General features: G+C 68.4%; 12 protein-coding genes and 6 pseudogenes. 15 read left to right on the top strand and 3 right to left on the bottom strand.

Features of this window, described 5'->3' with window-relative positions:
* Positions 1-408: 408 nt before the first annotated feature.
* Genes G4G28_RS11580 through G4G28_RS28255 form a run of 3 tightly spaced genes read left to right on the top strand, consistent with a single transcriptional unit; the run spans position 409 to position 3560 of the window.
* Positions 409-2076 (top strand): bifunctional diguanylate cyclase/phosphodiesterase, encoded by a 1668-nt coding sequence (locus tag G4G28_RS11580; protein WP_183108464.1) that lies wholly within the window; start codon positions 409-411, stop codon positions 2074-2076.
* Complete coding sequence (locus G4G28_RS28260) at positions 2073-2951, top strand: HDOD domain-containing protein (protein WP_308602298.1); 879 nt, start codon at positions 2073-2075, stop codon at positions 2949-2951. Before G4G28_RS11580 ends, G4G28_RS28260 begins: the two co-directional genes overlap by 4 nt.
* 48 nt (positions 2952-2999) lie before the next feature.
* Positions 3000-3560 carry a hypothetical protein gene (locus tag G4G28_RS28255; RefSeq protein ID WP_308602296.1) on the top strand — a complete coding sequence of 187 codons (561 nt, stop codon included), beginning with the start codon at positions 3000-3002 and terminating at the stop codon, positions 3558-3560.
* Positions 3561-3587: 27 nt separating this feature from the next.
* Here G4G28_RS28255 and aroC read toward each other — a convergent pair.
* Positions 3588-4693, bottom strand: a pseudogene (aroC, locus tag G4G28_RS11570) (chorismate synthase).
* Between aroC and G4G28_RS28250 the strand changes: the two are divergent.
* A pseudogene (locus tag G4G28_RS28250) lies at positions 4637-5569 on the top strand (DUF3369 domain-containing protein); the annotation flags it as partial. The pseudogenes aroC and G4G28_RS28250 overlap by 57 nt on opposite strands.
* A 127-nt stretch (positions 5570-5696) precedes the next feature.
* Positions 5697-7136: an EAL domain-containing protein gene (locus tag G4G28_RS27475; protein ID WP_267875278.1), complete on the top strand. Its 1440-nt coding sequence runs from the start codon at positions 5697-5699 to the stop codon at positions 7134-7136.
* Between the two features lie 113 nt (positions 7137-7249).
* On the opposite strand, the gene G4G28_RS11560 is transcribed toward G4G28_RS27475, so the two are convergent.
* Complete coding sequence (locus tag G4G28_RS11560) at positions 7250-7702, bottom strand: CBS domain-containing protein (protein WP_182988377.1); 453 nt, start codon at positions 7700-7702, stop codon at positions 7250-7252.
* Positions 7703-7918: 216 nt separating this feature from the next.
* Between G4G28_RS11560 and G4G28_RS11555 the strand changes: the two genes are divergently transcribed.
* The 3 genes from G4G28_RS11555 to G4G28_RS11545 are packed head-to-tail and all read left to right on the top strand — an operon-like array spanning position 7919 to position 10343.
* Positions 7919-9229, top strand: a complete 1311-nt coding sequence (locus G4G28_RS11555; protein ID WP_182988376.1) for an O-acetylhomoserine aminocarboxypropyltransferase — start codon at positions 7919-7921, stop codon at positions 9227-9229.
* Positions 9230-9231: 2 nt separating this feature from the next.
* Positions 9232-10056: an alpha/beta fold hydrolase gene (locus G4G28_RS11550; RefSeq protein WP_182988375.1), complete on the top strand. Its 825-nt coding sequence runs from the start codon at positions 9232-9234 to the stop codon at positions 10054-10056.
* On the top strand, positions 10053-10343 hold the full coding sequence (locus tag G4G28_RS11545; protein WP_182988374.1) for a DUF962 domain-containing protein: 291 nt from the start codon (positions 10053-10055) through the stop codon (positions 10341-10343). Before G4G28_RS11550 ends, G4G28_RS11545 begins: the two co-directional genes overlap by 4 nt.
* Before the next feature lie 128 nt (positions 10344-10471).
* Here the strand turns inward: G4G28_RS11545 and G4G28_RS11540 are convergent, their stop codons facing one another.
* Positions 10472-11941, bottom strand: coding sequence for a YihY family inner membrane protein (locus G4G28_RS11540; protein WP_229508041.1), 1470 nt, complete (start codon positions 11939-11941; stop codon positions 10472-10474).
* A 213-nt stretch (positions 11942-12154) separates the two neighbouring features.
* Here G4G28_RS11540 and wrbA point away from each other — a divergent pair.
* From wrbA to G4G28_RS11505, 7 genes and pseudogenes are all read left to right on the top strand, one after another.
* Positions 12155-12789 (top strand): annotated as a pseudogene (wrbA, locus tag G4G28_RS11535) (NAD(P)H:quinone oxidoreductase).
* Positions 12789-13187: a DUF2069 domain-containing protein gene (locus G4G28_RS11530; RefSeq protein WP_182988371.1), complete on the top strand. Its 399-nt coding sequence runs from the start codon at positions 12789-12791 to the stop codon at positions 13185-13187. Before wrbA ends, G4G28_RS11530 begins: the two are co-directional and overlap by 1 nt.
* A 6-nt stretch (positions 13188-13193) precedes the next feature.
* Positions 13194-14603, top strand: coding sequence for an FAD-binding oxidoreductase (locus G4G28_RS11525; RefSeq protein ID WP_183108387.1), 1410 nt, complete (start codon positions 13194-13196; stop codon positions 14601-14603).
* Positions 14604-14619: 16 nt separating this feature from the next.
* Positions 14620-14739 (top strand): annotated as a pseudogene (locus tag G4G28_RS29075) (DUF4124 domain-containing protein); the annotation flags it as partial.
* 303 nt (positions 14740-15042) lie between these two features.
* A pseudogene (locus G4G28_RS29070) lies at positions 15043-17596 on the top strand (FtsX-like permease family protein).
* A complete protein-coding gene (locus G4G28_RS11510; protein WP_183108386.1) occupies positions 17596-18660 on the top strand; it encodes a lipocalin-like domain-containing protein in 1065 nt (354 codons plus the stop codon). The pseudogene G4G28_RS29070 and the gene G4G28_RS11510 overlap by 1 nt, the downstream one beginning before the upstream one ends.
* 192 nt (positions 18661-18852) lie before the next feature.
* A pseudogene (locus G4G28_RS11505) lies at positions 18853-20615 on the top strand (ABC transporter transmembrane domain-containing protein).
* Positions 20616-20823: the final 208 nt, after the last annotated feature.

The raw sequence follows: 20823 nt of genomic DNA, 5'->3' as shown, positions 1-20823 counted from the left end.
GGTTCCTCGCGCACGCGGCGCTCCAGATGTGATATTTCGTGATTATGTTGCGCAAAAGCATCGAAAACGAGCCAAGCGGCTGGTTCCACTCGCTTCCATCGGCGACAATGCTGATGGGCAACCAGACGCAGCGCAGTTGATCGATCGACAACTCGTTTCGGCAACAGGCTAGCGCAAAGCGCGGCGTCAAGCAAGGCAACCCTGCGCTAGCGCAAACGATGTCCACGCGGGGCGCGTTGCAATGCCCTTCAGAATTTTTCGGTGATACAGTTCCCTGCGCTTGCACAAGTCGCGCGGTTTTCGCTCCCAAGCCAGCAAGAAGGCAGATATTCGACAATGCGTTCCCCTACCGCCCTGCCGTCCGCTCTGCCAGCCCAGGCGCACGGCGCCACCTGCCTGGACGGCCTGATGGAAGCGGCGGGCGACGCCGTCTTTCGTCTCGCGCCCTCGGGCCAGATCCGCACGGCCAGCCGCCGCGCTGCCCGCCTCTTGGGGCTGGAAGGCAGGCTCCAAGACCTGCCGCTTGCCAGCCTGGTCGCCGAGACCGACAGCGCGGCGCTGCGCACCGCCATCGTCGACGCCTGCGCCACTTCTGAACCGGTGCAGCTGCGCGTACGCCTGCGCTGCCCGGGGCGCGAATTACCTTTCGAGCTGCGCATCGCGGCGACCGGCGAGCTTGACGCCAGCCTGCTCGTCGTCGGGCGCGACATGAGTGCGCAGTTCGCCACCGAAGAGCGCCTGCGCCACATGGCGACCCACGACGCGCTCACCGATTTGCCGAACAGGCTGCTGCTGGGCGACCGCATCCGCGTGGTCGTTGCCAACGCGCGCCGTTCCGGCCAGGGTTTCGCGCTCGCCACCGTCGGCCTGGACGGCTTCAGGAAAGTCAACGACGGCGCCGGCCATCCGGTGGGCGACGCCGTGCTGCGCCAGGCCGCGGCGCGCCTGCGCAAGACCCTGCGCGACAGCGATACCCTGGGGCGCCTGGGCGGCGACGAGTTCGTCGCCATCCTGCCCGGCACGGTCAGCCAGGCGCAGATCAAGCTCGTGACCGGACGCCTGCTCGCGGCCCTGCAAACGCCCTTCGAGGTCGACGGCCATACGATCCATCTGGGCGCCTCGATCGGCATCGCGCTCTGTCCCGGGCATGCCGAGGACGACAACACCCTGCTGGCCCTGACCGGTGCGGCGCTGGCCCGCGCCAAGGAAACCGGCAAGGGCCGCGCCCTCGTCTACAGCGCGCGCGAAGGCGGCGCGCCCCAGCACGACATCTCGCTCGAGGCGGCCATGTTCAGCGCCGTGCGCGAAGGGGAATTCCTGCTTTACTACCAGCCCATCGTCGACGCGCGCACACGCCTGATCGAGGGCTTCGAGACGCTGATGCGCTGGAAGCACCCGACCCTGGGCATGGTGCCGCCGGTGCGCTTCATCCCGATCGCCGAGACCAACGGCCTGATCACCCTGCTGGGAGCCTGGGCCCTGAAGGCGGCCTGCACCCAGATCCGCCAGTTCGAGGAAGCGGCGGGGCGGCCGCTCTACATCTCGGTCAACATCAGCCCGCGCCAGTTCCGCAACGACAAATTCCTCGACGTGCTCGACGAGGCGCTGGCCTTCTCGGAGTTGCCGGGTGACCGCCTCGTGCTCGAGATCACCGAGGGCACCCTGATGGTCGACCCGGTGCATGCCGAGACCATCCTCGAACGCATGGCCGCGCGCGGCGCGCGCATCGCGATCGACGATTTCGGCACCGGCTATTCTTCGCTGGCCTACCTCAAGCGCTTCCCGATCTCGGTGCTGAAAGTGGACCGCGCTTTCGTCAAGGACCTGCCGGGCGCGCACAAGGAAGCGGCCATCTGCAGCGCCGTGCTCGACATGGCGCGCCACCTCGACCTCGCGGTCGTCGCGGAAGGCGTGGAGACCGAGGAGCAGCTGGCCTGGTTGCAGGGCCGCGACTGCCGCTACGTGCAGGGCTACCTCACCGGGAAGCCGATGCCGGCGGATGTCGCGCTCGCGGCCCTCGAAGACAAGCATTACACGGCATTGCCGCCGTCCGAACCACGGGCAAGCACACCATGACGCAACCAGGCATCTCGCCCTCCACCGACCGTCCGGCCACGGCCGACGCCACCCTCGCCCTGCTGTGGGAGCGCACCCGCCGCCAGGGCGACATGCCGGGCTTTGCGCGTGCGATCAATGCCATCCTGGCGTCGATGCGCGGCGAGGACGAGCAGGAATTCTCGATGGCCCAGACCGTGCTGTCGGACCCGGTGCTCACCCAGAAGGTGCTGCGCCTTGCCAACAGCGGCATGTACTCGGCCTTCGGCCAGCGGGTCAATACCGTCTCGAAGGCGGTGCTGGTGCTGGGTACCGAGGCCATCGGCCACCTCGCGCTGGGCCTGAAGCTGATCGAGGAACTGTCCAGGAACAGGCCGGACTCCGCGCCGGCCCACGTCGAGATGGAAAAAGCCGTGCTGGCCGGAATGGTGGCACACCAGGTGGCGGCGCGCGCGGCCACCCGCGACCCCGAGGAAGCCGTGGTCTGCTCCATCCTGCATTCCCTGGGACGCATGATGGTGACCTTCTACCTGCCGGAAGCGTGGGCGCGCCTGCAGGCGCCCGGCGCTGGGGGCGGCGAACGCAGCGTGCTGGGCCTGAGCCTGGAGGAGCTGGGACGGGCCGCCGCCGAACACTGGGGCTGCCGCGCAACCTGGTCGCGAGCATGCGCACGCTCGAACCCGGCGAGCGCAATGCCGCATTCCGCCACGACGACTGGCTGGCGGCGCTGGGAACGATGTCCACGCGCTGCGCCGACTCGCTGTGGCACGACGACGCGCCTGGCGCCGCGCGCGTGCGCGACCTGGCAAGCGCATTCGCGCCGATGCTGGGCGTGGAGCTTGACGCCATCCTCGACGCGGTCAACCAGGCCAAGACCGAGGCGGCCGCCGACCTGACGATCGCGCCGCTGGCCAGGCCTTCCGTGAAGCGCGCAGGCCGAGGCCGTGACGCGCAAGCGCGAAGCGGGCAACCGCATCCTGATGAGCGGCGTGGCCGACATGCGCGACGCCGGCATCGACGTCACGCCCGGCCAGATGACATCGATGGCGCTGGAGACGATCTACCGGGGCCTGTCGTTCACGCGTGCCTTTGCCTTCCTGCGCAACCGCCGCGAGGGCAAGTATCTGGCCAAGATGGGTTTCGGCGAAGGCGCACGGGCATTGATGCCGCAACTCGGTTTCGCGGACGGCTATGCGGCCGACGTCTTCCACGCGGCCCTTGCCAGCGACCGCGTGATCTTCATCGAGAACGCGCGCGATCCCACATTCGCCGCCAAGCTGCCGGCGTGGTGGAAGACCGGTCTGACGGGCGCGCGCTGCTTCGTCGTCATCCCCTTGTGCATGGGTGGCCAGCCGGTCGGCTTCATCTATGGCGACTGGGACGACAGCTTCCCGTCGGTCAGCCTGAGCCAGGCCGAGTTCTCGCTGCTGAACGACCTGCGTGCACTGGTGGTGCGCGCGGTCGAGCGCCGTACCCAGGTCGAGGTCGCGGCGCTCAAGCCCTGACAGGACCCGCGCCGCTTCCTTGTCGGATCAGGCGCCGTGCGGCCCGATGCGCGGCGTGTCCACCACCACGTCCCCGCACTGGGCGCGATGCATCAGCGCGTGGTCGATCAGCACCGGGCCAGCATGGCCTCGGCAATCGGCGTGGCGCGAATGCCCACGCAAGGGTCGTGGCGGCCGAAGGTTTCCACCAGGCCTGGCACGCCGGCCTTGTCGATCGAGCGGCGCGGCACCCGGATCGAGGAGGTCGGCTTGATCGCCAGCGAGACCGTGATGTCCTGGCCGGTCGAGATCCCGCCCAGCACGCCGCCGGCATGGTTGCCGACAAAGCCTTCGGGCGTGAGTTCGTCGCCATGCTCGGAACCCTTTTGCGCGACCGAGGCGAAGCCGGCGCCGATCTCGACGCCCTTGACCGCATTGATCCCCATCATCGCGTAGGCGATGTCGGCATCGAGCTTGTCGTAGATCGGCTGACCCCAGCCCACCGGCAGGTTCGATGCCACGACGTCGATGCGCGCGCCGATCGAGTCGCCGGCGCGGCGCAGGTCATCCATATAGGCTTCCATCCGCGCCAGCAGCGCCGCGTCGTCCGTCGCGGCGAAGAACGGGTTATGGGCCACGTGCTCCCACCCGCGAAAGGGCACCTCGATCTCGCCGAGCTGGCGCATGCAGCCCATGAAGGCGACGCCATGGCGCTCGCGCAGCCATTTCCTGGCCACCGCGCCGGCGCCGACGACCGGTGCCGTCAGGCGCGCCGACGAACGGCCGCCGCCGCGCGGGTCACGCACGCCGTACTTGTGCCAGTAGGTGTAGTCGGCGTGGCCGGGACGGAAGGTCTCGACGATGTTGCCGTAGTCCTTGCTGCGCTGGTCTTCGTTGGCAATCAGGAGCGCGATCGGGGTGCCCGTGGTGACGCCTTCGTAGACACCCGACAGGATCTGCACCCGGTCCGCTTCCCGGCGCTGGGTCACGTGGCGCGAGGTACCGGGCTTGCGGCGGTCGAGCTCCGGCTGGATGTCCGCCTCGGACAGGGCCAGGCCCGGCGGGCAGCCGTCGATGACGCAGCCGATCGCGGGACCATGCGATTCGCCGAAGGTGGTAACGGAAAACAGCTTGCCGAAAGTATTGCCGGACATGGTAGGCGCAGTAGGGTGAAAAAATCCATTTTACCAGCCGGCGCGGGGCTTGGTATGGGGGCCGCTCGCCGGGCTGGCAAGCGGGGCTGTTGCCGAAATCCGGCATATTTTTGCCGTAGCGCAATATTCGACCTATCAACTCGGCAATTCCGGCTATACTGGATCAGTAAAGTATGTCGAGCCCATCCTGGAGACGCAAGAACAATGCCCGCATCGATACCGCCGGGTGACGCCGCCGCGCACGACCACCTGGTATTCCTGGACGAGCCACAAGAAGGCATGCCCGTGGCCGGCAAACGGCCGGCATGGCGCATCCTGATCGTCGACGACGACGCCGACGTGCACTCGACCACCACCTTCGCCCTCGCGGGCCTGGAGGTACAGGGCCGCACGCTCGAATTCCTGCACGCCTATTCGGCCCGCGCGGCGCGCTCCCTGCTCGAACGCGAGTCCGACATCGCGGTGATCCTGCTCGACGTCGTGATGGAACAGCCCGACGCCGGCCTGCACCTGGTCCGTCACGTGCGCCAAGCCACGGGCCTCGCCGACGTGCGCATCATCCTGCGCACCGGGCAACCCGGGTACGCGCCGGAGATGGACGCGATCCGCGACCTCGACATCAACGACTACCGCACCAAGTCCGAACTCACCCGCACCAAGCTCTATACGACCGTGGCCGCGGCCGTGCGCTGCTACCAGCAACTGCAGGCGCTCGGCTATGGCCGTGCCGGGCTCGAACGCATCGTCCATGCCGGGGCCGAGCTGATGACGCTGCACGGCGCCCGCGACGTGGCGCGCTCGGTGCTGGCCCAGGCCGCGGCCCTGCTCGGCCAGGAGCCCGGTGGCGTGCTGTGCTTCGACGACGCCGGCCAGCTGCGCGTGATCGGCGCGGCGGGCGAGGCCCGTTCGCTGGAAGGAACGACGCTCGCGGCCCACGCCCACCCCGCCTGGCCGCGCTTGCGCAGCAAGCGCTGGCGGCGCGCAAGGCTCGCTTCGCGCCGGATTGCTGGCACTCTACTTCGCCGGCAAGTCGGGACGCGAGTTCGTTGCCGCCGTCGACCTCGCCGCACCGGCAAGCGAAGGCGCCAGGCGCCTCCTGAACGTGTTTGCCAGCGTCGTCTCGGTGGGCCTGGACAACGTCGAACTGGTGGGCCGCCTGAACGCGGCCGCCTTTACCGACCCTTTGACGCGCCTGCCGAACCGCACGCGCCTGGTCGAGGCGCTCGACGCCGCCGTCGCCGCCGCGGGCGAACACGACGCCACGCTGGACCTGGTCGACCTCGACCATTTCGCCGAAACCAACGACGCCCTCGGCCATGGCTTCGGCGACCTGCTGCTGGTGGCGGTGGCCCAGCGCCTGCAGCAGCAGCTCGACCCTCGCCTGACGGTGGCGCGCATCGGCGGCGACATCTTCGCCGTGCTCGGCGACAGCGCCCTCAACACCCCGGAAGCGCTGGACGCCCTGTTCGCTGTCCCCTTCTCGATCGACGGCCAGGACGTCCAGGTCTCGGGCACCTTCGGCCTGGTGCGCCTGGCTGAACATGACGGCAGCGGCGCCGACGCCCTGAAGGACGCCGATATTGCGCTCAAGCGTGCCAAGACCCAGCAGCGCGGCGGCCACTTCTATTTTTCGCGCGGCATGGGCGTGGAGATCCGCGAACGCGTGCGCCTGATGCATGCGCTGCGCAGCGGCTTCAAGGGCGGCGAGCTCTACCTGGCTTACCAGCCCCAGGTGGACCTGGCCACCCATCGTCCTTTCGGCGCCGAGGCGCTGCTGCGCTGGCGCACGGCCGACGGCCGGATGATTCCGCCCGACCGTTTCATTCCGATTGCCGAGTACTCCGGCATGATCGTCGAGATCGGCGCCTGGGTGCTGCGCGAAGCCTGCGCCGAACTGGTGCGCCTGCACCAGGCAGGCCATGAGGCGTTCACGATGTCGATCAACGTCTCGCAGGTGCAGTTCCGCCATCCGCACTTCGTCGAGGTGCTGCGCCGCGCCCTCGACGAGACCGGCGCGCCGCCGGAATACGTCGAGCTCGAGATCACGGAATCGATGGCGATGGAAGAGCCGCAGCAGCTCGCCGACCTGCTCGCCCAGGTCAAGCGCACCGGCGTGTCGATCGCGATCGACGATTTCGGCACGGGCTTCTCGTCGCTGTCGCACCTGCAGCGCCTGCAGGTCGACCGCCTGAAGATCGACCGCGCTTTTGTCACCGAAATCACGGGCTCGGCACGCGGCAGCAGCATTGCCGAGATGGTGATCCAGCTGGGCCGCAACCTGGGCTTGTCGATCGTTGCCGAAGGGGTCGAGGACGAGCGCCAGGCGCAGATCCTGCATGCGCTGGGCTGCCCGCTGGCGCAGGGCTACCTGTTCGCGCGGCCGCTGGCGCCGCAGGACTTGCTGGCGTGGCTGGGACAGCAGCCTGTGGAGCGCGCGGCTTGATGGGGACGGGTGGCCGCGGCGCGCATGCGAGCCGCGGCGAGGCAAACGGCGTTCGACCGCGTCGAGTCAACCAGGCGCGGGCCTGATTGACGAGCAGCCCACCCTGGCTTGCCTCAGTCTTCGGCAGCCTGCTCGGCCGGCCAGTCGCGGATATAGGCCTTGAGCATGCGGTTCTCGAAGCTTTGCGCTTCCAGCACCGCACGTGCGACGTCGTAGAACGAGATCACGCCCAGCAGGGTCTTGGCATTCATTACCGGCAGGTAGCGCGCATGCTTTTCCAGCATCATGCGCCGCACTTCGTTCACTTCGGTGTCGGGCGTGACGGTGATCGGGCTGTCGTCCATGTGCTTGCGCACCGTGCCGGCACCGAGGGCGCCGCCATTCGCGTGCAGCACCTTGATGACTTCGCGGAAGGTCAGCATCCCGACCAGGTCGCCATACTCCATCACCACCAGGGAACCGATGTCCTTCTCGGACATCGTGTTCACGGCATCGGCCAGGAGCGTCTCGGGCGTCACCGTGTAAAGGATGTTGCCCTTCACCTGCAGGATCTCTGAAACTTTCATATTGGCCACCCCGGCGTCAGTTGGCATTTCTGTTGGAATATTCACTGTAAGTTGTTCTATCTACTTTTGTCTAAGGCATAACACGAATGTAGCCTAAGCCTAGCAGAAAATCCAGGTTTGCGAGGGAACAGCCTGCGCCGGGATAGCGCGAGCTGTCGCCGCCAGATGAAAGAATGCTACGATGCCGGCCATCATTATTGCCTAGATGAGCCATCCATGAGCGGTCCACGATATCCCGGCTTCGATACGCTGTCGCTGCACGCAGGCGCCTCGCCCGATCCGGCAACCGGCGCGCGCGCCACCCCGATCCACTTCACCTCCTCGTTCGCTTTCCGCGATTCCGACCATGCCGCTTCCCTGTTCAACATGGAACGCAGCGGCCACGTCTACTCGCGCATCTCGAACCCGACCAATGCCGTGCTCGAGGAACGCATCGCCGCGCTCGAAGGCGGTGTCGCCGGCATCGCCACGGCCAGCGGCCAGGCGGCGATGCACCTGGGCTTGTGCACGATCGCCGGAGCCGGCTCGCACATCGTCGCCTCGAAAGCCCTGTACGGCGGCTCGCACAACCTGCTGGCCTATACCCTGAAACGCTTCGGCATCGAAACGACCTTTGTCGACCCGCGCGACATCGATGCCTGGCGCGCGGCGATCCGGCCGGAGACGAAAGTCCTGTTTGGCGAAACGCTCGGCAACCCCGGCCTGGACGTGCTCGACATCCCGCGCATCGGCGCGCTCGCCCATGAACACGACCTGCCGCTGATGGTCGACGCCACCTTCACCACGCCCTGGCTGATGAAGCCCTTCGATCTCGGCGCCGACCTGGTCTTCCACTCGGCTACCAAGTTCCTGTGCGGGCACGGTACCGCGATCGGCGGCCTGCTGGTCGACGGCGGCACCTTCGACTGGCAACGCGCGTTCGAACGCAGCGGGCGCTTCGCCGAACTGTGCGCGCCCTACGAGGGCTTCCACGGCATGGTGTTCACGGAAGAATCCACGGTCGGCGCCTTCGCCCTGCGCGCGCGCCGCGAGGGCCTGCGCGACTTCGGCGCAACCATGAGCCCGCATAATGCGTTTGCCATCCTGCAGGGCATCGAGACGCTGGGCCTGCGTATGGAGCGCCACGTCGCCAACACGCGCCGCATCGTCGAGTTCCTGCTGAGCCACCCGATGGTCGACTCGGTCTCCTACCCGGAGCTAGGCAGCCACCCGGACCACGCGCTGGCAAAGACACTGCTGCCCAAGGGTTGCGGCGCCGTCTTTACCTTCAACCTGAAGGGCGACCGCGCCGCGGGCCGCCGTTTCGTCGACAGCCTCCAGGTGTTCTCGCACCTGGCCAACGTGGGCGATGCCAAGTCGCTCGTGATCCACCCTGCCTCGACGACCCACTTCCGCGTCCCCTCTGACCAGCTGGCCGCGAGCGGCGTCACGGAGGGCACGATGCGCCTCTCGGTCGGACTGGAAGATGCGGACGACCTGATCGACGACCTGGCACGCGCGCTCAAGGCGGCGCAGAAAGGAGCTTGAGCATGATCCTCGACATCCATGGCAAGGCCGCCTATTGCTACACGGGCGGCAGGGCCTTCGACGCGGCGCTGCCGACCGTCGTCTTCATCCACGGCGCCCAGAACGACCACTCGGTCTGGGGCCTGCAATCGCGCTGGTTCGCACACCACGGCCATGGCGTGCTGGCCGTCGACCTGCCGGGGCACGGACGCAGTGCCGGGCCGGCACTTGGCAGCGTCGAGGAGATGGCGGACTGGCTGCTGGCGCTTCTCGACGCGGCGGGCGTGGCGCGTGCCCTCCTCGTCGGCCACAGCATGGGCTCGCTCATCGCGCTGGAGGCCGCGCATCGCCAGCCGGCGCGCGCATCGGCCCTGGCCATGCTCGGCACGACCTACCCGATGAAGGTGTCCGACGCCCTGCTCGCCACCGCCCGCGACGACGAGCCGGCGGCGATCGACATGGTCAACATCTGGTCGCACTCGAGCATCGCGCACAAGCCGTCGAGCCCGGCTCCGGGCTTTTCAGTGCTGGGCGGCGCGCGCCGGCTGATGCAGCGCATGTCGGCGCTCAATCCCGAGGGCCTGTTCCATACCGACTTTGCCGCCTGCAACAGCTATGCCAACGGCGAAGCGGCGGCGCGCGCCCTGGCCTGCCCGGTCCTGTTCATCTTCGGACGCAAGGACATGATGACCCCGGCCCGCTCGACCAGGCTGCTCACGGGTGCCGTCGCCCGTGGCACCATCGTGCAGGTCGACGCCGGCCACTCGTTGATGAGCGAGCAGCCCGATGCCGTGCTCGACGCACTGGCCGCATTTGCGACGACACGCCCCCAGGAGACGACAGCATGAATTTCGCCGAGTTCTATCCCTACTACCTGACCCAGCATGCCGACCGCCGCTGCCGCCGCGCCCACTTCATCGGCACCACCAGCGCCTTGGTGGCGCTGGTCACGGCCGCTGTGAGCGGCAACGCCTGGTGGATCCTGGCTGCGCTCGTCTTCGGCTATGGCGGCGCCTGGGTCGGCCATTTCTTCTACGAGCACAACCGGCCCGCGACGTTTGCGCAGCCGTGGTTGTCGTTCAAGGCGGATTGGGTGATGTATTGGGAGATGCTGACGGGGAAGTTGAGCTGGTAGGGGTGGCTTGCGGCGATCTGGTTCACCGTAGGGTGGGCACTCGTGCCCACGCGGCATGGTACCGATGAGAATTCGGGCCGCGAGCGACGTCGGGGTGCATCGCGACCGGGATCGGGCCGTTCGATTGCTCACCCGTGCCATCCCGCGTGGGCACAAGTGCCCACCCTACGAACGTCGGGCCCTGCGCTTACCATCAGGCGTTTCGAACAATCATCCGGGCCATGCATCAAGCACGGGCGAAATAGGCGGCAATCGGCTCCTCCAGCCCCTCCTCCACTGCGGTTTCCACCTGGCGTGCCAGCGCCGCCGTATCGAGCGACAGGTTCGAACCCGCCACCGGCCGGGCCGCCGGCGACAGCGCTGCTTCCGCCCCACCGAACACGAACAGGCGACACCTCGGCCACACGCAATTTTTCCGGATCGGCCAGCAGCACCCAGGCATCCTGCCCGCTGCGGGCGGTCGCGCGCCAGATGCCCTGGCTGGACGCCTCGACCTGCACCCGGCCGACCCAGCCTGCACCAACCATCTGCTCCAGCAGCAGGCTCAGCTCGTCGTAGCCGATCCGCGTATGCGCGCGCAAGGCGCTGCTCGTGACCAGCGCGGAGCCGGTCGCATGCGCGCCGCCATGCAGCACCTTGAGCACCGCCATTGCGTCGATGAATTCGCCGCCCGGCGCCGGCACGTGCCACCAGCGCTCGTACTTGACGATCGGCAGGGCCGCCGCCAGCACGGCGCCCACCAGCGTGATCAGCCAGGAGAGGTACATCCACACCAGGAACAGCGGCAGCGCCGCCAGCGCGCCGTAGATGATGGCGTAGGTGGGGAACTGGCGGATGAAGAGCGCGAAGAGGCGCTTGGCCAGTTCAAACGCAAGTGCCGCAGCCAGCGCGCCGCACAGCGCGTCGCGCCAACCCACGCGTCGGTTCGGCACCGTCACGTACAGCAGCGTGTAGGCGCCCGTGGTGAGCGCCACCGAAGCGAGCATCGAGAAGAAGGCGCCAACCATCGGCGCGGCGCGCGTGATGCCGTCGGTGGCCGTGAACAGCTGGGCGGTAAGGGTGATCGACAGGCCGAACAGCAGCGGCCCCAGCGTGATCAGGGCCCAGTACACCAGCACGCGCTGGGTCAGCGGACGGGGGCGGCGCACGCGCCAGATGCGGTTGAACACCCGTTCGATCATGCCCATCATCGTCGTCGTGGTGAACAGCAGGACGATGGCGCCGAGCAGCGAGAGGCCCTTGGCCTTGCTGGCGAACTGGGTCAAATTCGAGATGATCGTGCTCGAGATCGCCTTCGGAATCAGGGCCTGGGCGAAATACGTCTCCAGGGCCGTGCGGAGCTGACCGAAAATCGGAAACGTGGTAAAAATGGCCAGTACGATCGTCAGCAGCGGGACCAGCGCAAGGGTGGTGGTAAAGGTCAGGCTGCCAGCCACTTGCGGCAGCATTTCTTCGCGCAGGCGGCGCCGGGCGAAGCGGACCAGGTCGAGTGCCTCGTGAGCGCTCAGGCCGCGTACGCGCTCGACGCTGCTGGCATCCACGCCCTTGAAGAGGCCGGCTGTGGAACGGGATATCGCGTTGACGGTTTTGGAAAGCATGTCGTTTTCAGGATTCGTGCGGGCCCGTGTCCGGGGGGTGCTCCAGCATGTGCCTCGGCAGGGTCGCTTATGCGTGCCGCTTGTGCATGCGGCTTACGGATACAGCTTGGCGAGTGCCGCGCGTTCGATCCGTCGATGGCCTGATCGTGCCCCGACGCTGGACCCAAGGCGCGCACCCTGATTCATCAAGCAAAGCATTCTATAATATCAACGATGAACCCGACTACCCTGACCATCCTCGTGTTGTACTACTCGCGCCACGGCGCTACCCGCAAGCTGGCCGAACTGGTCGCGCAGGGCATCGAAAGCGTGCCCGGCGCGGAAGCGCGCCTGCGCACCGTGCCCGCGGTCTCGACCGTGACCGAGGCGACCGCCCCGAGCATTCCCGACGGCGGCGCCCCTATGTCGAACTGTCCGACCTGGCCGAATGCGCCGGACTGGCCCTGGGTTCGCCCACGCGCTTCGGCAACATGGCGGCGGCCATGAAATACTTCCTCGACGGTACCGCGGCCGAATGGCTGGCCGGCACCCTGTCGGGCAAACCGGCGGTCGTGTTCGCCTCCACGGGCAGCCTGCACGGCGGCCAGGAAGCCACCCTGCTGTCGATGATGATTCCGCTGCTACACCACGGCATGATGGTGATGGGCCTGCCCTACACCCATCCGGAACTGATGAATACTTCCAGCGGCGGCAGTCCCTACGGCGCCACCCACTGGGCCGGCATCGATGGCGACAAGCCGGTCACGGAAGACGAGAAGCGCCTGGCGATCGCGCTTGGACGCCGCCTGGCCGACGCCGCCGCGCGCCTGCAAGGCGCATCGCAACCACAACCCCACGGACCACGCTGATGCAAACCCCGAAGATCTTCCTTGGTGGTGCCATTGCCAGCCTGCTCTGGCTGATCGGCTGGCTGGTGGCCTGGGAAATGTGGGTCGCCCCGCTGCATCCGGGCGGCTCGCTGCTGGCACTGAAGGCCTTGCCGCTGCTCGTTCCCCTGCGCGGTGTCTTCAAGCGCGACCTCTACACGCTGCAATGGTCGTCGATGGTCATCCTCCTGTATTTCGCGGAAGGCGCCGTCCGCGCCTGGAGCGACAGGACCGAGCTCTCGCGCATGATGGCGATGGGCGAGGTGGCGCTGGTCTGCATCTATTTCGCCTGCGCCCTGCTCTACCTGCGCCCCTACAAGAAGGCGGCGCAAAAGCTGGCCAAGGAGTTGCTCGACAAGGTGAAAGTACCGCATGACTGAGGACGCATGACGGATGAATTGCTCAAGCGCTGCCGCGACATCGTCGGCGCGTCCTGGGTGCTGGCCGACGAGGCGGCGATGGCGCCCTACCTCACCGACTGGCGCGGCCGCTTCACCGGCCGCGCGCGGGCCGTCCTGCTGCCATCGAACACCGCCGAGGTCGCGCAACTGGTGCGCGCCTGCGCGGAACATCGCGTGCCCATCGTGCCCCGGGGCGGGCGCACCGGCCTGGTGCTGGGCAGCGTGCCAGATGCCAGCGGCGCGGCCGTGGTGCTGTCGCTGCGGCGCTTGAACCGGGTGCGGGCCGTGGACGCCACCAACCGCACCATCACCGTCGAAGCCGGCGCCATCCTGCAAAGCATCCGGGACGCCGCGGCCGCCGCCGGCATGCTGTTCCCGCTGTCGCTGGCGGCCGAAGGCAGCTGCACCATCGGCGGCAATCTGTCGACGAATGCCGGCGGCACCGCGGTGCTCCGCTACGGCAATACGCGCGAACTCTGCCTGGGCCTGGAAGTCGTCACGCCGAAAGGCGAGGTCTGGGACGGCCTGCGCGGCCTGCGCAAGGACAATACCGGCTACGCGCTGCGCGAACTCTTCATCGGCGCCGAAGGCACGCTCGGCATCATCACCGGCGCCGTCCTGAAGCTGCATCCGCAACCGAAGGCCTCGACCGTCGCCCTGGTGGCACTGGAATCGGCCGAGGATGCGCTGGCCCTGCTGTCGCTGATGCAGGAGCGCTGCGCTTCCAGCCTGACGGGTTTCGAACTGATGTCGGACTTCTGCCTGCACCTGGTCGCCACCCACTTTCCCCACCTGCCGCGCCCCTTCGACGGGCGCCATCCGCAATACGCCCTGCTGGAAGTGTCGAGCAGCGAATCGGAAAGCCATGCGGTCGGAATGCTGGAAAACGCGATCGAAGCGGCGCTCGAGACCGCGATTGCCGGCGACGCGGTGGTGGCCACCTCGATGGCGCAGTCGGGCGGCCTCTGGCAGCTGCGCGAACACATTCCGCTGGCCCAGGCCAGTGCCGGCAAGAACATCAAGCACGACGTGTCGCTGCCGATCTCGCGCATCGCCGAATTCATCGCGACCACCGATGCAAAACTCGCGGACGCCTTTCCCGGTTGCCAGGTGGTCTGCTTCGGCCACCTCGGCGACGGCAACCTGCATTACAACGTCGCCCCGGGCGAGGGCGTGGCGCACGACGCTTTTCTTGCCCATCAGTCAGATATCAACCGCATCGTCCACGACAGCGTGGTTGCCTTCGGCGGCTCGATTTCGGCCGAGCACGGGATCGGCGCGCTCAAGCGCGAAGACCTGAAGCGCTACAAGGACCCGGTCGAACTGGAGATGATGCGTGCCATCAAAGCCGCGCTCGACCCGCTCGGCATCATGAACCCCGGCAAAATCCTTTGAACCCGGGAGAACATTGATGAAGAATTTCATGACGGTATTGGTTTTGTGCGCGTTCGGTAGCGGCGCGGCGGCGCAGACGGTGTACAAGTGCACCTCTGACGGCAAGGTCAGCTACGGCGAACGGCCCTGCGCCGCCGGCACGACGGCAGTCGTGCCGTCGCCAACGCCCGGCGACCCGGCCGCGGCGGCGGCACGCCTTGCACGCCAGAAGGCCGTACTGGAAGAGGTCGACAAGCAGGAACAGGTGCGGCTGGTGCGCCTCGAGAAGGAGATGCGCGAGCGCCTGAAGATGCAGCGTGCCGATGCGGCGGCGCAAGAAGTGCGAACACCTGCGCCTGAAGCAGCGCTGGGCCCGCGAAGACCAGGCCCGGACGGGCGGCCAGGCCGGCCAGGTCCTCAGCCTGAAAGCACGGCGGCAGGCCGAAGCACTGGCGGTGGAATGTCCGGGCTGAATCCGCTCTCACGCTGGCTGCTGCTCGGCGAGTGGCGTGCGCATCCGGTGCGCGCGCTGCTGGCCGTGGTCGCCATCGCCGTCGGCGTGGCGATGGGCTTTGCCATCCACCTGATCAATGCCGCCGCCTTCAACGAATTCTCCAGCGCGATCAAGAGCCTGTCGGGCCAGGCCGACGTCCAGGTGCATGGACGCGAAGCCCTGTTCGACGAAACCGTCTATCCGCGCCTGGCCCGATACGAGGGCGTGGCGATCGCCTCGCCCGTGCTCGAACTGCAGGCGGCGGTGCCGAAAGCCCGGGGTGCGCTGCGCCTGGTCGGCATCGACGCCCTGCGCGCACCCCCTACATTGCGCCGGACCTGCTGGGCGTACCGAGCGACGGGCGCGCCGGCGATTTGCTGGACGACCGCAGCGTCTTCCTGTCGCCGGCCGCCCAGGCCTGGCTCGGCACCCGCTCCGGGGCGAGCTGGTGCTGCGTGCCGGCACCGCGACTTCGCCCTGCGCGTGGCCGGCCCCGTGCAGCGCGCCCGGCCAGGGCAGCGTTTCGGCGTGATGGACATCGGCGCCTCCAATGGCGCTTCGGCCAGCTGGGCAAGCTCTCGCGCGTGGACCTCAAACTACGACCGGGCGTGAACCGCGGGCAGTTCCAGGCCCGCCTGGCCGCCGACCTGGAGCGGGATTTTCCCGGGCGCTTCCGCGTCGGCCAGCCGAACGACAGCGAACAGCAAAGCCGCAACAACAACCTGAGCCGCGCCTACCGCGTCAACCTCACCGTGCTGGCCCCGGTGGCCCTGTTCACCGGCGCCTTCCTCGTGTTTTCGACCCAGGCGCTGTCGGTGATGCGCCGCCGCAGCCAGTTCGCGCTCCTGCGCGTGCTCGGCGTCGAACGCGGCGGCCTGCTGCGCCAGGTGCTGCTGGAAGGCGCCAGCCTGGGCATCATCGGCGCACTCCTCGGCGTCGCGGGCGGCTATGCGCTGGCGGCGCGCTGGCCCTGCGCTTTTTCGGCGGCGACCTCGGGGCCGGCTACTTCCCGGGCATCAAGCCGCAGGTGGTGTTCACGCCGCTGGCCGCCTGCGTGTTCTTCGGCCTGGGACTGGGTGTCGCGCTGCTGGGCTGCCTGGTGCCGGCCCTGGAGGCTGCCCGCGCCCGCCCCGCCGTCGCCCTCAAGTCGGGCAACGACGAGGTGGCGCTGGCGCGCCTGGCGCGGGCCTGGCCCTCGGTGGTGTGCCTGCTGGCCGCTGCCGCCTGCGCCTTCGCGCCGCCGGTATTCGAGCTGCCCCTGTTTGGCTACTTCGCCATCGGCCTGCTCCTGATCGGTGGCATCGGCCTCATGCCGCGCCTGGCCGGCAGCAGCTTCCGCCTGCTCGAGCGCCTGTTCCTGCGACCGGGCCGGCGCATCTCGCCGGTGCTGGCCCTGACGCTGGCGCGCCTGGCGAATGCTCCTGGCCAGGCCTCGATCGCGCTCGGCGGCGTGCTGGCCAGCTTCAGCCTGATGGTCGCGATGGGGATCATGGTCGCCAGCTTCCGCGTGTCGGTGGACGATTGGATCCGCCACATCCTGCCGGCCGACCTGTATGTGCGCACGGCCGCCGCGGGCAGCTCCGGTTTCCTCGGCAGCGCCGAACAGGAAGCGATCCGGCGCGTGGCCGGGGGCGGCGCGGTGCAGTTCCTGCGCACGCGGCCGGTCTCGCTGGCGGCGGACCGGCCCGACGTGGTCCTGATCGCTCGCGACATCGATGCGACGGACCCCGGCAAGCTGCTCTACCTGGTCGGCGAATCGCAGCCGGTGCCGCCTGGGGCGCGCCCGGCCTGGGTCTCGGAGGCGATGCTCGACCTGTATGGCGTGCGCGTCGGCCAGCCGCTGACGGTGCCGCTGGGCGGGAAGCCCACGCCCTTCCTTGTCGCCGGCGTCTGGCGCGACTACGCCAACCAGACCGGATCGATCGTGGTGCGCCTGTCGGACTACCGCGCCGTCACCGGCGCCCAGGAAGTCACGGACGCCGCCATCCATGCGGAGAATGACGCGGCGCTGGCGCGCATCGAGCGCGAGCTGCGCCGCCTGCCGTTCGGCCCGGCGCTGCAGCTGGCGCGCCCCGGCGAAATCCGCGCCGCCAGCCTGCAGATCTTCGACCGCAGCTTTGCCGTCACTTACCTGCTGGAAGCGATCGCCATCGTCATCGGCCTGTCGGGCGTGGCCGCGACCTTCTCGGCGCAAACGCTGGCCCGCGCACGCGAATTCGGCATGCTGCGCCACGTGGGCGTCACCCGCGGCCAGGTGCTGGGCATCCTTGCCTGCGAGGGCGGCCTGCTCACCAGCCTGGGCGTGGCCTGCGGCTTCGCGCTGGGCCTGGTCATCAGCCTGATCCTCGTCTTCGTCGTCAACCCGCAGTCCTTCCACTGGACCATGAGCCTGCACCTGCCCCGGGGCCTGCTCGGCACCGTGGCGGCGATATTGGTCGGGGCCTCGGTGGCGACTGCGCTCGTCTCCGGGCGCTATGCATTGTCCGGCGGGCCGGTGCGCGCCGTCAGGGAGGATTGGTGATGCGCTTCGTTCTCGTTTTGCTGCTCCTGCTGGCGCAAGCCTGCCTGGCCGCGCCGCCGGTCTTCGCTCCGGTCAAGCCGGGTGTCGCGCTGGCCTATCCGCGCGACTTCGGCGCCCATCCGGACTTTCGTACCGAGTGGTGGTACGTCACCGGCTGGCTCACCACCGCCAGCGGCAAGCCACTCGGCTTCCAGGTGACCTTCTTCCGCAGCCGCACCGAACACGACCCGGCCAATCCGAGTGCGTTTGCGCCGCACCAGCTGGTGATCGGCCACGCGGCCATTTCCGACCCCGCGCTGGGGCACCTCGTGCACGACCAGCGCAGCGCCCGCGCCGGCTTCAACCTCGCCTGGGCCAAACCGGGCGACCTCGATGTGAAGCTGGACGACTGGCGCATGCTGCGCGGCGCCGACGGCAACTACCGCGTCAGCGTGGGCTCGGCGGAACTGACGCTGGAACTCACGCTGGCGCCGACCCAGCCGCCGCTGGCACAGGGCGAAGGCGGCTACTCGCGCAAGGGGCCGGCCGCGCAGCATGCCAGTTACTATTACAGCCTGCCGCAGCTGCGTGTCAGCGGCAAGGCCGGGCGCGCGGGCAAGGTACAGGACGTGACGGGCAGCGCCTGGTTCGACCACGAATGGTCGAGCGAAGCGCTGCAGCCCGAAGCCAGCGGCTGGGACTGGATCGGGGCGAACCTGGACGACGGCTCGGCGCTGATGGCTTTCCAGGTCCGCGCCAGGGACGGTGCTAAACTATGGGCCCGGGGCATGCTGCGCACGAAGGGCGGCAAGGTGACGCGCTACGCGCCGGAGGCGGTGCGCTTCGCGCCACGCACACTCTGGCGCTCCCCGCGCACCAATGCCGAGTATCCGGTGGCGACGACGATTACCCTCGGCGGCACGCGCTGGCAGATCGACCCGCTGCAGCCGGACCAGGAACTCGACTCGCGCCGCTCGACCGGCGCCGTCTACTGGGAAGGCGCCGTGGCGGTGCGGCGCGAGGGCGTACCGGCCGGCCGCGGCTACCTCGAGATGACGGGCTATGTGCGGCCGATGAAACTTTGAACCGAGCGACTGAAACACTAACAAGCAAGCGACGCGAATATCACTGCAACACGACAAGCGCGCGACAACCAGCGACACGATGAACAAGCGTTCCGACAGCACCACCATTCCAGCAAGCCCGGCTGCCAGCACAGCGGCACATGCCGCCGGCGGCAGCAAGGCTCCCGCCAGAACCGCCCGGAAAAGGGCAGCCTGGCTGCCTTCAAGGGGCTCCTGCCCTTCCTGCTTCCCTACCGCCGCCAATTCATCCTGGCCGGGATCGCCCTGCTGTTCGCGGCCGGCGCCACCCTCGCCATTCCGGCCGCCTTCAAGCGCATGATCGACCTCGGCTTCGGCGGGGCCGCCACCGGTAGCGGCATCCACCATATCGACGCCGCCTTCCGGGCCTGTTCGCCGTGGCCGCGGTGCTGGGCGTGGCCACGGCCGCGCGCTTCTACATGGTGTCGTGGCTGGGCGAGCGCGTCACCGCCGACATCCGCAGCGCCGTCTACCGCCACGTGGTGCACCAGAGCCCCGCCTTTTTCGAGACCACGCAAACGGGCGAAGTGCTCTCGCGCCTGACCACCGACACGACGCTGATCCAGACCGTGGTCGGCACCAGCATCTCGCTGGCCCTGCGCAATACGCTGCTGTTCGTCGGCGGCCTGGCGATGCTGTTCGTGACCAGCGCCAAGCTGACCGCCATCATCCTGGGCCTCCTGGTCGGCGTGATCGTGCCGATCGTGCTGTTCGGCCGCCGCGTACGCAAACTCTCGCGCGATTCGCAGGACCGCATCGCCGACGCCTCGGCGCTCGCCGGCGAAATCCTGAACGCCATGCCGACCGTGCAGGCCTATACCCACGAGGGCATCGAGGCGCAACGCTTCGGCCATTCCGTCGAAGCGCGCGTTCAGCGCCGCCATGCAGCGCATCCGCGCGCGCTCGCTGCTGACCATGATCGCCATCGTGCTGGTCTTCGGCAGCATCGTCTTCGTGCTGTGGCTGGGCGCGCACGCGGTCCTGCGCGGCAGCATGACCACCGGCGACCTGGGCCAGTTCATCCTGTATGCCTCGATCGTGACCGGTTCGATCGGCGCCCTCTCCGAGGTGCTGGGCGAAGCGCAACGCGCCGCCGGCGCCACCGAGCGCCTGCTGGAACTGCTGGCCGCACGCTCCGACATTCGCAACCCTGCGCACCCGCGCCCGCTGCCGGCACGTTCGTCGAACGGCGCGGCACTCGCGCTGAACGACGTCACCTTCGCTTACCCCTCGCGCCAGGACACGGCCGCGCTGTCGCACGTGTCGCTCGATATCAGCCCAGGCGAGACCGTGGCCGTCGTCGGCCCGTCCGGCGCCGGCAAGACGACCCTGTTCCAGCTGCTGCTGCGCTACTACGACCCGCAGGCGGGCGCCATCCTGCTCGATGGCGTCGACGTGCGCGACCTCGACCTGCACACGCTGCGCGGCGCGATCGGCATCGTCCCCGGGACACGGTGATCTTTTCAAACGACGCGATGGAAAACATCCGCTACGGCCGGCCGGAAGCGAGCGACGAGGAAGTGATTGCGGCGGCACGCATGGCCGCCGCCCACGAATTCATCGAACGCCTGCCCCAGGGCTACCGCTCCTTCCTGGGCGAGCGCGGCGTGCGCCTGTCGGGCGGCCAGCGCCAGCGCATCGCGATCGCGCGGGCGCTGCTGAAGAACCCGCCGCTGCTGCTGCTGGACGAAGCGACCAGCGCGCTCGATGCCGAGTCCGAACGCCTGGTGCAGGGCGCGCTGGAAGCGGCCATGCTGGGGCGCACCACCGTCATCATCGCGCACCGCCTGGCGACCGTGCAGCGCGCCGACCGCATCGTCGTCATGGAAGACGGCCGCGTGGTCGAGACGGGTACGCATGCATCGCTGGTGGCGCAGGGCGGCATCTATGCCAACCTGGCGGCGCTGCAGTTCCATAACGTGCACGTGGAGCACTAGGAGAATCGATCGCGCACCGAAGGGTGGAGTCCTGACTCCACGCGTGCTGCGCCTCGCACATCCGGGCCGGCGCCCGCCTTGCTCGCACAACCCGCGGCGGCACTCGTGCCCACGCGGTCGTGCGCATGCCTGGTGCAAGGCCCGCAACGATGGCATTGGCAGATCGGCCGGTGATACCGCGTGGGCACGGGTGCCCACCCTACGCCAC

Origin of the sequence: Massilia sp. Dwa41.01b (assembly GCF_014171775.1) — a bacterium.
Classification (GTDB): Bacteria; Pseudomonadota; Gammaproteobacteria; order Burkholderiales; family Burkholderiaceae_D; genus Telluria.
This window is presented reverse-complemented; position numbering and strand designations above follow the sequence as displayed.